This is a genomic window from Lentibacillus sp. JNUCC-1 (assembly GCF_009741735.1).
GTDB lineage: Bacteria > Bacillota > Bacilli > Bacillales > Amphibacillaceae > Lentibacillus_B.
In genome coordinates, this window is record NZ_WHOH01000001.1 from 1,149,413 (window position 1) to 1,164,389 (window position 14,977).

The 14,977-nt window shown below is 39.0% G+C and carries 9 protein-coding genes and 1 pseudogene; all 10 read right to left on the minus strand.

The features are described 5' to 3' along the window. Positions 1-326: 326 nt before the first annotated feature. Positions 327-2,681, minus strand: a complete 2,355-nt coding sequence (locus tag JNUCC1_RS05205) for a cell wall-binding repeat-containing protein (RefSeq protein ID WP_331713613.1) — start codon at positions 2,679-2,681, stop codon at positions 327-329. 627 nt (positions 2,682-3,308) lie between these two features. Then, entirely contained in the window at positions 3,309-4,031 is a 723-nt protein-coding gene (locus tag JNUCC1_RS05210) for a WecB/TagA/CpsF family glycosyltransferase (RefSeq protein WP_156645405.1), read from the minus strand. Between the two features lie 5 nt (positions 4,032-4,036). Beyond that, the gene (locus tag JNUCC1_RS05215; RefSeq protein ID WP_156644439.1) at positions 4,037-5,305 is read right to left on the minus strand and encodes a nucleotide sugar dehydrogenase; all 1,269 of its coding nucleotides are present in this window, start codon (positions 5,303-5,305) and stop codon (positions 4,037-4,039) included. Positions 5,306-6,211: 906 nt separating this feature from the next. Then, a pseudogene (locus JNUCC1_RS05220) lies at positions 6,212-7,254 on the minus strand (glycosyltransferase family 4 protein). A 104-nt stretch (positions 7,255-7,358) separates the two neighbouring features. Then, positions 7,359-8,405 (minus strand): GNAT family N-acetyltransferase, encoded by a 1,047-nt coding sequence (locus JNUCC1_RS05225; RefSeq protein WP_197431641.1) that lies wholly within the window; start codon positions 8,403-8,405, stop codon positions 7,359-7,361. A gap of 21 nt (positions 8,406-8,426) precedes the next feature. Further along, entirely contained in the window at positions 8,427-9,320 is an 894-nt protein-coding gene (locus JNUCC1_RS05230; protein ID WP_156644441.1) for a PIG-L deacetylase family protein, read from the minus strand. 24 nt (positions 9,321-9,344) lie between these two features. Further along, entirely contained in the window at positions 9,345-10,850 is a 1,506-nt protein-coding gene (gene murJ, locus JNUCC1_RS05235; protein ID WP_156644442.1) for a murein biosynthesis integral membrane protein MurJ, read from the minus strand. Positions 10,851-10,905: 55 nt separating this feature from the next. Next, positions 10,906-11,589, minus strand: a complete 684-nt coding sequence (locus tag JNUCC1_RS18970) for an LTA synthase family protein (RefSeq protein WP_269448134.1) — start codon at positions 11,587-11,589, stop codon at positions 10,906-10,908. Then, a complete protein-coding gene (locus JNUCC1_RS18975; RefSeq protein WP_156644444.1) occupies positions 11,583-12,281 on the minus strand; it encodes an LTA synthase family protein in 699 nt (232 codons plus the stop codon). The genes JNUCC1_RS18970 and JNUCC1_RS18975 overlap by 7 nt, the downstream gene beginning before the upstream one ends. An 854-nt stretch (positions 12,282-13,135) precedes the next feature. Continuing rightward, positions 13,136-14,812: an aryl-sulfate sulfotransferase gene (locus tag JNUCC1_RS05250; protein WP_156644445.1), complete on the minus strand. Its 1,677-nt coding sequence runs from the start codon at positions 14,810-14,812 to the stop codon at positions 13,136-13,138. Positions 14,813-14,977 lie beyond the last annotated feature (165 nt).

The following is a 14,977-nucleotide window of genomic DNA, read 5'->3' on the forward strand; positions in this document are numbered from 1 at the left end:
ACCAACTTTGATGTATATTCTTATTAAAAAGATAACATTCCATTCTTCTCAGCGTTAAATATTTGCTTCTATAACTGAATATGATTTAACAATAGTCATACTCATATCCACACCTTTCACTGTCCGAAAAATCATTCAGCTAGAAAAGAGGTTCAGTAGATTAGGCAAGCTATAAGGAGATAACTATAGTAACACAATACTGCTACTATAGTTATAGATTGCACCCTTGAACATCTATCCAAAATGACTTTACCTTATCTTCCAGCTTCAGTCAACAATTTTTCAACACTTTAAACAGCCACGTCTATGCCGTGGCTGTTTAAGAGCTATTTAGCCATTTCTTTAAATTCGCTCCTAGTATTTTTTGATATAGCGCCTGTGCCTCCAAGAAAATACAAATTAGGTTTACCATGTATATGATTAGTAAGTAAATTTTTTATTTCTCCTGGCACACTTCCTGTTTTAGTCAAAAGAATAGGAGAGCCATTTCTAGAAGCCATAGGTGCAGCAGACAAAGCGTCAGTTGTGTTAAACCCTTGGGCGATAAATAACTTACTTGTACTTCCAAGTTTATAGTATCTATGCAAAATGTCTACATTAGTTTCGAACCTGGTGGCTCCTTTAACACGCTCAACATTATTAGCGCCTAGGATTGATGCCAACTCGTTTTCTACTTTATTTGAAACAGGCATTGTACCACCTATAATTGTTGCCTTTTTTATATCATAATCACGAATAAATCTTTTAATGTTTTCATTCAAAGTCTTACTTCTTGAGAGTAGAATAGGTATATTGTTCTCACCTGCATAGGGGGCAATTGCCAATGGATCAGAAGATGTTTCATCACCTGTCGTAATGAATATCTCTTTAGACCCACTCGTCTCCATAACTTTTTTAGCAATTTGATAGGCCGTGTCGTAACGTGATTCACCATCAATTCTTAAAATGTTTGTGTTATTCCCGAATCTTTTGTTTAGCTCATACTCTACTTCAGCCGAAATCGCCCCTTTTTTTCCACCAAGAATAAAGATATTTTCAGGTGTCAATCTAGCAATCTCTTTAGCTGTAGATTCTGTCAACATATCTTTTTGTGTCAAGAGAAGAGGTGAATTGAGATTTGAAGCTAGAACACTCCCTGTTAATGAATCTATTGGAAGATCGCCTCGTCCTAAAATAACAGAGTTAGGACGATCCCAATGCCATCCATGATTTCCAATAGATACAGCCGTATCGTATCTATTAACGCCCTCTAATGCGTACGATTTAATATATCCATTTTTGTCCAAATAGCTGGAAGCGACCCAGCCTGTTTGTCCGTTGCTTGTTTTTATTGGCATCCAGATATACTGATTCACCCGAGAATTATTACCTGAATATTTACCAGTAACCGTTACCTTAGTTCCTTTACTTAAAGAGCCAATAGTCGTTCCACCTGGGGTTTTCCGCATATTTAAGCCGTTAACTGTCACATACGCTGTATCACCTTGAGCTAATGATTGACTGGATAAATGTACAGGACCATTTATTTTTATATTATCATTTTTAAACTGTAAGATGCCATCTGAACGGATATATGGCTTAAGCGTATGGGTTGGAAATGGTGTTAAGTCTATTAAACTGTAATCCTTCATACGTTCAAAAACACGCTCTTGATAGGCTACATAAGGGCGCTCTAGAGGGTTATTACGGGGGAGTAACCCATTGTATGCCATTATTGCAAAATACCAGTTCTCTATAACCATAGGGTCGTTATCATTTACTGTAGGGATTAAACCGCTATTTGAATAATTCCACTTTTGTTTTAAGATTTTAATGCCTTCCTGGATATTGAAACGGATATCTGTCTTCAGACGATTAATGTACGCCTCCTTTGCGGGCCCTTCATCCATATACATGTGATTTGATATTTGCATGATTCCTACACCAATGCAGTCATAACCTAGTTTTGCATTTGTTCCATCGTAAGCAAGCGTTCCTTTTTTAGAGTCTTTTTTACACCCCTTAATTCTTTTAGGAACTACTGACCAATATTGTTCCCAAGAGCTTTCCTGGGATGCAATGGCTTTTAAAATTTCAGGAGAAATCTCGGCTTTTAAGGCTTCCTCAGTTAAGATATCATTAACTTCAGAAAAATCAGGGTTTGATCCCTGGAGACTCATAAATGATGTGGGCTTTAGTTTTGCAAGTTCTGTGCGCTTTTCCCCCACTTCTACCCCCTTAGATGTTACAACGAATTCTTGCTCTATAATTCTAGATGGTTCTGTCATACTATCTTCAGCTTCATATTCAGGGTACTGTAGCTTAATCTTATTATTATCAATCATTATTTTCCCACGCGAATAATAATCAGAATTAAATTGATGGTTGACCTTCGATCCATTTATCGTCAGCACATCAAAAGAGAGGGCATTGTCAGAACCTTTCTGGCGATAAACGACCAAAGCATATTCTTGATTGTCAACGGTAATGATTTTTAAACTTAGTATATTTCCATCCAAAAGCTCTTTGTCGAAAAGTGTGCGGCCATTTTGTTGAATTGTGAATTTTGATATTTTTTTCTCGTTGGAAACGATTATTTTTTTGTTATCACTCAGTTCAGTTTTTGTTTCCCCTCGTTCAAAATAAAATTCTTTTGAACCCGTTTCTTGGTCAGCAAAACTTATTTGTGGTGCTAAAAACACTGCAAAAAAGACTAACATAACTACTATTAACTTTACACCTTGACTCTTAATCGTTTACACTCTCCTTTAAACAAGTCTTTCATTTTCTAGACCAAATTATTTTTTATAGCCAATCTATTGATTTTTTATAGGTACCAAATAATTCCTACCATTAATTAAAACTGTGTTTCAATGTACGACTCTTGTAAATTTTAATTTGAGTCTATCGAACTTATATTGCTTTATATGTGGCTTACTGCATTTACAAGATAACTTCTCATGAAGCCTATTTGAGCATAGTCATATCAGTCGGTAAGCTTTATAACATAGACCATTTACTTATCCATTGTTTATGTCAACCCACTCCCTCATTTAAGTCATTGGTAAAGCAGTACCTTTATTTATTCTATAGTATTAAATTTTGTTCGACAACCTTTTTTGTTATATTTGAATCTCTGTGTAGCCTTTGTAAACGAGAATATGAATCCAAAGTTTCAATCTTCATCGGTCACTCTATTCAGACTACTCACAGACCTAAAACTAGAATTAACCATTTTATCCTCGAATGTTTCTCTTATAAGAGCCAGATACCCTTTTTACACCTGACAAACAAAAACACAACCTCAGGGAGATTATGTTTTCGTCTTGTTATTTGTTCTTCATTATTAAAGCCTTATATATAAAACTTGGCAAAGCCATTTGTCGTTTCCATCGCTTAGGTTCACTTAGAAGTCTGTAGAGCCACTCCAACCCGACATTCCTAAAAAAAGCGGGAGCGCGTTTAGTAACGCCGGCAAGAACGTCGAACGATCCGCCTACACCTTGAAAGACGCGCGCACATATTTTATTTTTGTTCTGGTTGATCCATTCCTCCTGTCGCGGACTGCCCATTGCCACAAATAATATGTCTGAATGGCTTTCATTAACGGCTTTGATAACAGCTTCATCAGAATGATTGTATCCGTCCATGACCCCAGCAACTTGTAGATAGGGATATTCTTCCTGTAAGCTGGCTTTTGCTTTTTCAGCAATGCCAGGTTTTGCTCCGTAGAGGAATATTGATTTTTGACGTGCTTGAGCTTCTTTAACAATTTCGATCATTAAATCCACACCGGTAATACGTTCTTTGATTGACCCCCCTTGTATCTTGGAGGCAATCAATACACCGACACCATCAGGAATTTGAAAATCGGCACTGTTAATAAGCTCACGTAAGCCCGCGTCTTTTTCAGCCTTGACTATTTTCTCAGGATTAACAGCAACGATAAATGATTGTTTATTTTGTTCAGCTCTGTCGTATACTTGAGCGACCAGAGTTTCATATGTGTGGTTGGAAACATTTACGCCTAAGATTGTTTCTTTGGCAGTCATTTTATTCACCTGTTTTTCGTATCTCCCAAACGTATGAAATCGAAACCTTCTTGGCGCCATTTCATTTCGTCCAGGCAGTTCTTAGTATCAAATACAATTTTGTTACACATGGCTTTGCCGACTTCTGAAGGCTTATATTCACTGAACTGATAGTGGTCAGTCAGAATCACAGCCATATCAGCTTGTTCCAGAGCTTCATCGAGGGTCTCTGTTTGGTGTGGTACTCTGATATCCTTTATATGCGGATCAAATATTTTGTACGACAAATTCATGTCATTCATGTGCTCCATGACTTTTAATGCCGGGCTTTCGCGCATGTCGTCCACATTTCCTTTAAAAGATAGGCCCAGTAGTGCAACTTTCGGATCGTCGTATTCTTTTAATATGTCATTGATTCTATCCACGGTGTACATTGGCATCGCGTCGTTTTTCACACGAGCGAGTTGGATCATTTTGCTTTCTTCCGGTTGCATTTCAGCCAAAAACCATGGATCTATCGCGATACAGTGCCCACCTACACCCGGTCCTGGTTTATGAATGTTAACACGAGGATGATAGTTGGCCAACTTTATGGCCTCCCATACATTCACACCCAGTGCTTCACTGATAACAGCCAGTTCATTTGCAAAAGCAATGTTAATATCTCTAAATGTATTTTCTATAACTTTCACCATTTCAGCAGTGGTGGCATCAGTCAGATGGATTGTGCCTTGCACAAATGACTCATACAGTTTTTTAGCGAGTCGGCCAGATGTCTCATCGATTCCGCCCACTATTCTGTCATTAGACTGAAGTTCATTGATGATATTTCCAGGTATAACCCGCTCAGGCGAATGAGCGAGGTATAATTCTTCGCCCAGGACCAGATTGGTCTCTTTAAGAATAGGTCTCATAACATCTTCCACTGTTCTGGGTGGAACAGTGGATTCAAGGATGACGAGATCGCCTTTTTTCACGTAAGGTACGATGCTTTTGGTTCCTTCTCTCACATATTCCAAGTTAGCTCTCTTATCGTCAGTGATTGGTGTAGGAACAGCGATGACAAAAATATCCGCCTTGACTGGTTCAGTTGAAACGGTCAATTTCCCTTCGTCCATGGCTTCAATCATGGAGTACAGCAGACCTGGCTCCTCTATATGTAGTTTTTTTTGTTGCAGCATTGCAATAACATTTTCGTTTACATCCATGCCATGAACCTCATATCCATGTTTGGCAAACATAATCGAAGTCGGCAAACCTATATAACCCAAACCTATCACACATATTTTAGACATTGTTGGGATCCCCTTTCTTTGTTTTACTTTTAAATAATTATCTTTCCGTTTTTTATTGTTTCCATTCAGGTCAGTATAGCATTATGAGATACTGCAGCGAAGAACCTGATTTCCACAGAAATATACTTTATTGAGCAATACGCTTAAAACACATTTTGATCAATAACATACGAGATAAGAGATATGATTAGCATTTATGCTAAGTCCGCCATAACATCGATAGCTTAAACACCACAAATGTTTCACTATAACGATCTGGATTTTGGTTTATATATTTTCCGAATACTATTGTTTAAACATACCTCTTAGATCATGATTTTAATAAATTTGATTAGAACTTAAAACTTCTTAGTCCTTGTTATTTGTTAGGATTACGAATGTTTACCGGATTTATTTATAGCTTTTCTAGTATGTTAATTGACGAGATAACAAACACATTTCCACTGACCACTATAATGATAATTTGCTTACGGACGTTTTTCTTCTTAATAGTTATGCAAAGAATTTAGAGGGGGTTGAGGGGACACAGCAAATATAATGCAATGCCCAATCAACGACCTCGTATATACATTAACCAAGCGTTAAATAAATTAGGCATTATGACTATTGGGTTAAGTGGAGTAGATCCGACAACCCTAACGATTAATACAAATATTTTATCTCAAGCTTACTGCAATAACAATTTGAGTTGAGATAACATCTCTATAAAATCATAAAAGTCTGTCTCACATAGCAAACCTAACAATTAATTTTATATGTTTTTCACCTGTTTCCCACTCTACACATCTCAATACTTCTGACTTTTATCACCCTGTTATATTATCATAAATTGTCGCTTCTTGATAGCTTTCTCAAAAAAAAAGAGCATGTCATCTTTATGACCCGCTCTTTACAGAAGACGAACGATTATGGTCTGCTTTTACGAATGATGTTTAAGATGGGTCGGTAGTTTTCACCAATAATGCCTGTGATCTCAACGATCAATTCAACAAGCAAAATCAATGACACGATTAGCATGACAGAGCCCCACATTGTTGCTCTGGTAAACAAAATAGCGGCAATACTGAAAAGAGAACTCACAGCATAAATTAAAATGACAGTTTGTCTGTGTGAATAACCAAGCCTGATCAAACAATGGTGCAAATGAAGTTTGTCAGGAGAAGTGACCGGCTGTTTGTGTCTGATGCGTCTGACAATCGCTGACAATGTGTCCAGAATGGGGACACCTAAAATAATAATCGGGACAATCAGTGAGAAGAAAGTTACATTTTTGAACAATCCCATAACAGCAAGCACGCTGACCATATACCCTAAGAATAGAGATCCTGTGTCACCCATAAATATTTTAGCAGGATGAAAATTATACACCAAAAAACCCAATGTGCTACCGAGCAGCAGCATACCAGCCAGCCCGATTGCCGCATTTCCCATTGAAATTGCAATTCCGGAAATCGTCAGCAATGCGATAGATGTTACGCCTGCTGCCAAGCCGTCGAGCCCATCGATAAAATTAATCGCATTCGTTACACCAACAATCCAGAGTAGTGTAATAGGTATGGCAAGATATCCAAATTCAACACGATCACCAAACGGAAGTGTGATGAATTCAATCTGCACACCACCCAAAACCGTTACAATTGCGGCCATAATCTGTGCAGCGAATTTCACCTTGGCTGATAGTTCCATTAAGTCATCCAGAATACCGACAGTTACGATAATTGAAGCGCCTGCCATAATGGGCCATAATTGACCTGTCTCCGGTAAAAAAATTAAAAAACCGAACAAAAAACTAATAAATATTCCAAGTCCCCTAAACGAGGCATCAACTTTTGATGAACCTTACGTTCATTGGGTTGGTCTACTGCTCCAATCGATATTGCTAATTTTTTCACGAACGGTGTCACGATCAATGCCATCACAAAACAAATTGCCAAGGCGAAATATACCATTTGTATCCTCCTAAGAAACGGACATATCTTTCAACTGTATTAATTAATAGACGGATCATAATCATAAAAGTTTCATAGGTTCCTTGTCATATTATACACGATTATTAAAAAGAGTCCACATCTACCTGACTGATCCACCAATCAGTAGAATTCATATAAGAATCATCATGCCCATTTAAAATGTGGATCACAAGGTTCATTGGACGGTCTTTTTCTCTGAACCGTGCCTTACGCAGCTTGATGGCAGGAAGCTGGTCAGGGAATTGCCAGGTTTGTACGATATCTGTTTCCCGTAATTGGTGAAGTGTATGATCGATCAAATATTGCCACACGCTATTATCATTAACTGCCAAGCAGTCTACCAGCTGACCGATTGCGAGTCTTCCATAATCAAAATCTTTTTCTTCTATATTGATAACAGCATACCCTAATAAACGGTCTTTATTACTTAAAGCAAATACTTTGTACGTATGATTCGGATGCTTAAAAAAACGCCAATTCAAATAGTTGGCATCACGTTTTAATATAACGGATTTGATGTCTGAAACCTCTTCAGCCAATTTGTTAAATCTTGGGTCGAAATGAGTAACTTCCTCAAAAGCCCAATCTTCAGGTAACGCAGGCATTTTGACCCTCTTTCTGTAGTGTGCTTGGAAACGGCCAAAAGGCTTGAGGACGAATCCTATACCTTTAAACAAGACAGATAGGACATTGAAAGGGTTGCCGATTTTCATGTAGCGTGATATGCCTCCAACATCAATTGCATCGGTTTTGCCAATTAGAGGTGGTTTGGCCTGTTCTGAAGGGAAGCCGTACAGCAATTGTACACCCGCCGCTCGAGCTTGTTGAAGCATAGCCTGATTCAGTTTGGTGTAAATGCCTTTCCCTCTTACATCAGGATGAACCATCGTATCCACACGAAGCGCAATCTTTGCTTCTTTTCCCTCTATATACGCTTCAGAAACCCAGAGTGCAATATGGCCTTTGATCACACCTGCTTCCTCAAAAACAAGAATGAAGGGATTTTGCTGCCCTGGCTTGTCCAGGTATTTCCACTCCCAAAGTTTGGAGCTCATCTCTTTTTTGAAGACATCAAGATGCAATTGCTTTATCCCGGCTTCATCACCCTGTTTGTAGAATCTTACAGTCATATGCCATCTCATCCCTTATACTCATTTACTGTTTAAGCTTTTCTCATAGAGTTGTTTTTTTACGGACAGGTTTTTATATATGGCCCACATCAAAGTGTCCGTCCGATTCGCTTGTTTAAAAAGATTTTTAAATTTGGAGGCGTCTTGCTCAAGACGCTTACAGTGCTGGACAAAGGTTTCAATTGAAGGTTCAAAAAAGACCTCCGCAGCAGCTATATCCTCATGTACCAGCTGAGCTTTCTTTTTGTTCAATTCAATAAACCCATCAAAAGCAATTGTTTGAGAAGCAAATACGTCTACTGCTGCTTCTTTTTCTTTGAGCGTTTCAGAAATGTCCATTACACAATTGATGTACTCAGGCGGTATTGGACAATTCACTTCATACAATCTGATTATAAGGTCTCTTTGTTCAGTATTTTCCAGAACAGATGCTAAAATCCCTGCAGTTGCTGTGTGATCCGGATGTGCATCTATGAATGATGTGCAATAAATAATATCAGGCTTCACGGTGTCAATCAGATCCTGGAAAATCCCTTGAGCATACTCTGTATTGAATACATGACCATCCGGTAGCCCCAAATAGTGGATCATGTGAATCCCCAGAATGGATCTGACTGCTTCAGTTTCTTTTAGCCGCGCTTCGATTAATTCATCCCTGCTTAAATCACTGACACTGTTGGAGCCATCTGTTATAAAAGCACAGTGGATTTCAGCCCCATCATTGGCATGTTTCCGTATGACCCCTCCCGGCCCAATCGTTTCATCATCCGCGTGAGGCGCCAGCACTAATATCCGTTTGGCATTATTTGTTGTGGAAAGGGCCTTGCCATTTTCATAGTGTTTTTTGAGCACATATTTGGTAATAGGCAAATTAACGGGCTTTAACAAATTCATCAGAAAATGTTTCGGTTTCATACAGTAACGCCTCTTTCACTCACTTTATTTCTTCAGGAATCTTTTTGCTAAAAAGAAAAAAGACTTCGATCGTAATAGATAAGCTGCTAATATATATACAACAGATCCAGTGATAGCAACAATGGCAATTTGCACAAGACTGCGCATTTCTGAAAAGAATAGGAGTACTGGCCACAGACTTAGTGCCATAATTCCAGTTGCTATGGTGATTTTTGTGAATTCCAGCACCAGATATTTCAGATCAAGACCATTCACAAGTTTATAAAACACAATAAACTGGGCACCTACATAACAAAAGGCCATAATTGAGGCTGCCAGCGGGATGCCTTTATAGCCCATCCAAGCTGTCAATATAAAATTCAGAATGACATTTAACACAATGGACAGTCCGCTTATAAACAAGATAAGGTGCCCTTTTTTCAAGGAATAGAATCCTTTATTGGTAATGTTATTCAAACTGAAGAACAACACAGATCCAAAATATAAATAGGCTACTTGGGTTGTTGCCAATGCTGCTTCATCCGAAAATGCGCCACGCTGGTAAATCAGTTCGATTAAATTCGGCATCAGGATCATCATGCCGATCACTGACGGCAGCAAAATCAGGTACATAAGTGTAAAACCGCGTTCAATACCTTGTTTGAATAATTTGCGATCATCTGTAGCAATTGCTTTCGATAACAACGGAAACACAATGGTCCCTATGGTGACACCAAATATCCCTTGTGGCATATGAACCAGGTTCTTAGCGTAGTTGATATATGTGACAGAACCCTCTTCAAAATAACTCGCAAAAATGGTTCCAACCATTAAATTGATCTGGCCGACTGCAACGGTCAATCCAACTGGAATAAAAATCCAATAAAAATGTTTGATTTCGATCCAATCAAATTTACCTTTTAGTTTCATCTTTTTTCGAGGGATTACTAATATGAGCTTAAATATAAGTGAAATCACTGCCCCTATAAAATACCCAATCGCCAGGGCATAAACCCCGATCTGATCAGCAAATAATACTGCCCCGATAATCGATGACATAATGACAATGATTTGTGAGACAACAGAGAGTGAGAATTTATTCTCAGAATCAAAGAATGCTTCAAGCACAGCATTCATTCCCACAAAAAAGATGACACCAAAAAATATCATCGCTACTGTTATAGCAATTTTGGCTGCATCTGCATGAAATTCAGGATACAGAATAGGTATATAGACTGGCGCCAGTGCCAAACCCAATACTGAGATTACAAAACTGATGAGAATGGTGCCTTTGAAAACCTGACCTAAGTGGTAGGCACCGCGTTTTTGTTCCAGGGCTTCTATATAACTGGGAACAAAGGCGTTTTTCATCCCAGTGGTCATAAACAGTATAAACATGTTTGGGATAATAAAAGCAGCCAGGTAAGCGTCAGCCACATAGCTATCCCCGAAATAAAATGCGATAACCATGTCGCGAAGCAAACCAGATACCTTTAAGATTAAAGAGGCCCCGATAAACAGGACGCTCGCCAAGCCTAGTTTTGATTTCAAACAAAAGACCTCTCTCTATTTTCGCATACTTACATCAGAATAATTTTATCATAGATCACTTATTATCTAAACTGTTAAAATAAGCATCTGACCATTTATAAATCTGCAGCAACTTATTTATTTGATCTCTGAAAGTTCCCATCGTGACATTCTCTTTTTTATAGGTTGATTTCTCATCTAAATTATACACGCGGATGTCTCTCTTGCTCGTTTCCGGGAGAAATAGCACATCATCATTAAAGAATGTCCCTGTAGCAGCATAATACCTCATACCGAACAGGTTATGATGATAGGTCAGCAAGTCTTGACCGAAATATAGTGCAGGCGGTTCAACCCCCATAATATTTAACACTGTCGGCATCATATCCAGCTGCCCTCCCATTGTCTCGATCGTTTCTTTGTTACCATCTACATCCCCAGGTATTGAAACAATAAATGGGATATTAAAGCGAAATGGCAAAGAATAGGGCTGGCCCACCAAATCATGCAAAAGCTGGACATCTTTATCTGTCACAAGCCTCCCGTGCACACCCGAATGATCTCCATAGAGCGCTATAACCGTATCTTCCCACAACCCTTTTTCTTTTAAATCGTCAATGAATAATCCGAGTGTATGGTCAGCATATCGGACAGACTGCAAATAATCTCCTGTTAGTGTTCCGTTGTATTCAGCAGGTAAGTCCAGTAATTCCTTGTCCTCTGGCATTTCAAATGGCGTGTGGCTTGTGAGTGTCAGCAAGTGAGCGTAAAATGGAGATTCATCTTCTGAATATTTCTCCAGCTGTTCGATGGTTTTTTATAGAAATGACCATCTGAGGGCCCAAAGCCTACAATATCTTCTTCACCGTAAAAGTCCATAGCAAACCATTCATCAAATCCAAGCGCAGGGTACATTTTATCCCGATTCCAATAAGTGATCTCATGCGCATGAAAAGTGGAGGTTGTGTACCCCTCTTCGTTTAAGGTGCGCGGAAGGCTTGGAATGGTTTTGCCTTCAATTTGTTTTGACGTGGGGATCTCTCCAATTGGATAGATAGATGTATTCATCATGAATTCAGCGTCAGATGTATTGCCTGAACCAATCTGTTGAAAAAAGTTGTTAAAGTAAAGACTGTTTTTAGCTAATTCATTAATCGTCGGGGTTATTTCCTGGCCGTTAACAGTCAGAGCCATAACGAAATTTTGCAGCGATTCGACTTGGATAATAAGCAGGTTCTTATCTTTATCGGCGCCATGCAGAACATGTTGCTCAAATGAGACATATTCATTTCCTTTTAATTCAATGATGTCCTTAGCACTTATACCCTCAATAAATTCTTCAGGGCTATCAGATTCTGTTGCCAACTGATAAGCTTTAACAATTTGTCCATTGTTGAACCCATGTCGCTCGGAAAATAGTATCTGACCTAAAATTTTTTCATCTTTATTCACCCAAAAATTAACATTTATAATGATAATACCGACAGTTAATACGCTTGCTATTGCTTTTAGGTTTATATGAATGTTGGACGGTAATTGTTTTTTTCTTTATTCATATTCTTGCGATTAGCAGAAGAGACAATATAATGAAGTCCAAAAAGAATCATGGGTCTATGCGTTCAACCATCAACCAGGCGCTCTCCTTACTGATGCAGCCTGATCTGCCTGACCCAAGTCGTGATATGTATGCACAATGCCGAAAAGCTCTATTAACGCAAACAATACTAATACCATGCTAGCTTCATAGTATACTGGCTAAAGAATATCCACGTCACCAAATAACAGGTAGCGGACCAAAATAAACTTAAGGGTAATAATCATAAAGAAGAAGAAATAACCATTTAATACCCTTTTTAGACTCAACATATTTAATCTCCTTTTAATCATCTGAACTTTATAATACCATTATGCTCCTGGGATTTATAGCTTAAATTTAATCCAGCTCTCGAGATAGGCTCAAGAGCTGGATTTGTTTTGAGTGATGCAATATAAAATCATTTGAGGTCGAGATAATGCGTCCAGGTTTTTTCATCTATTTTCCGTTCGTTCACAAAGGTAATCTTCCACTTTTCAGCGTAGACCGCAGCATCTTGTTCAGAATAAGTTCTAAACAATTCCCATTCAAAGAATCTTTGACTACAAAATTGGAACAAATGATTTCTCCGGTTATTATGTCAAAAACGTAAACATCTGTTTTTGGTTTGACATAATTAATAACACTAGACTTAGACTTAAATGTTTTGAGTCGTTTATCTTTATGATCGTATACCTCATATTTTAGGGCCTATTTGAGAAGCAGCTATACATTATTCTCCCTCATAAACTTCCATCCGTTCAGCTCTATAAGCCTGCCTATGACTGTCTTTATCAAATCCGGAGATAACAATTTCATAGAGAACTTTAGCCGGTTCATCTTCTATGACTTCAATGATCCGGCTGTTGCGGGGATCTTCACCTTCTTCCACTGCTATATAACCGGTTGTCATCAGACGGTTTTTGGTTTCAGGTAAATAATCCGCATCACCGACAATTTTTGAGAAAAGATTGCGACCCCGCTCTTCGCCGTAGGACCAAATTTCTTCGACGGTCATGTCTTTTTCGTTGATACGCACTTGTACGGCCCGGCTGTATTCGCCGCTCACTTTTTCATCGCCCCGTGTGATGACATGGTTGTTGTCAAAATAGATCATGTCCAGTGTGTCCGGGTTGTTGTCTTGGTCAGGCATGGTCATTGGGGCATGTGGGCCGCCCGGGAATTTCACTGCACCGTTAGTAGGCTCCAGCAAATACTGATTGAATGATTCGGGCCATTCTTCATGTGCGGCCAGAATCCATTTGATGTCGCCTTCCGGATACGTCATTTTCATCTCCAGATCCTGGTGCCGGCTTGAGATGATCAAACTGTTATCCGAGTCATCGAACCAAACGGCGTTCTGATGGAACCAGTCACCATCTTCCGCGAGAGCGCCGTCATAGTCCTTATAAAATTCTTCCGGGAAGATGTCCTGAAAGCTGAAGTTCCTCACTGTCTTCCCTGTTTCCCGGTCGATTTCAACCATTTCGTCTTCAATATATTCGGATTCTGTGTCATGTGTTGTAGCAAGCAGATTTCCGGTTGGCAGTTCGATGACATCGTGGTGGACAACGTTTGTTTTGTCATATTCGCCAATATCAAATAAATAGGCGTTGTACACTTTTCCAAGTAAATTCATTTCAAGAAGGTCGTTGTATTTTTCCTGCCCTTCTTCTTTTGTAATGTAGAGTATATGCCCATTTTCCAGCCGCTTGAAAACGTGGGAATTCCATAGTGTCGAATACCAGCGCACGTCTGCATTATGATCTACTCCAAACGTATAACGTGAGCTTGGGTTGATAAATGTCAGGCCGGGCTCCATTTTGTCTGGTTGTGCTTCAACGAGATCAACTTGGAGAAAATCTTCTGGCAGTGGTTCTGTTTGAATGGTCAATTCAGTGGTGGTGTCATCTCCATCCTCTGTAGTTGCTTCTAGTGTGACTGTATTGTTTTTATCGGCATAAAGGCCATATACAGGAATGCTGTGTTTCGTATTGTAGCCTTCGAATACTTTTTGAATGGTTGATTCCTTATCGTTACCTTGAACGGTCAGCGTGATTTCAGCTGGGGTCTCTGTTGTAAATTTGACCAGTGCGGTGAGTGGTGCAACACCGTATGGGTCAAGTTTGATGAATGGGTCTTTTAATGTATGCGTTTCTGGATTGAAATCTTTTTCCAGCTGCTTTTCAATGGCCTCTTGATCAGTGATGCGTTCCTTATGATAGGTAGTCACCTGTTTGGCGTTTGGGTCTGGTTCTGGATTGAACTTTTGGGGTTCTTTTTGAATGGATGGCTTTTCATCATCAGTCGCCTGGTCAGACGATGAGTTGTTACCTATTAACACAGCAGTCAGCGCAATCACACCAATCGCTAGAACAGCCCCAATGATCGTCCATATTTTTTTATTCATGAAAAAGACGCCTCCGTTAGTTTGATAGTTTGTGTTCGTACGTTGAATTAATGTTATATACGCTTATTATCGTAACAAAACGGCACTTTTGCGTAAAGATGAATATGGCTGCATGTGGACGGAAAAACATGGTAAAATGTGATGTGGTGATATTCTTGATATATG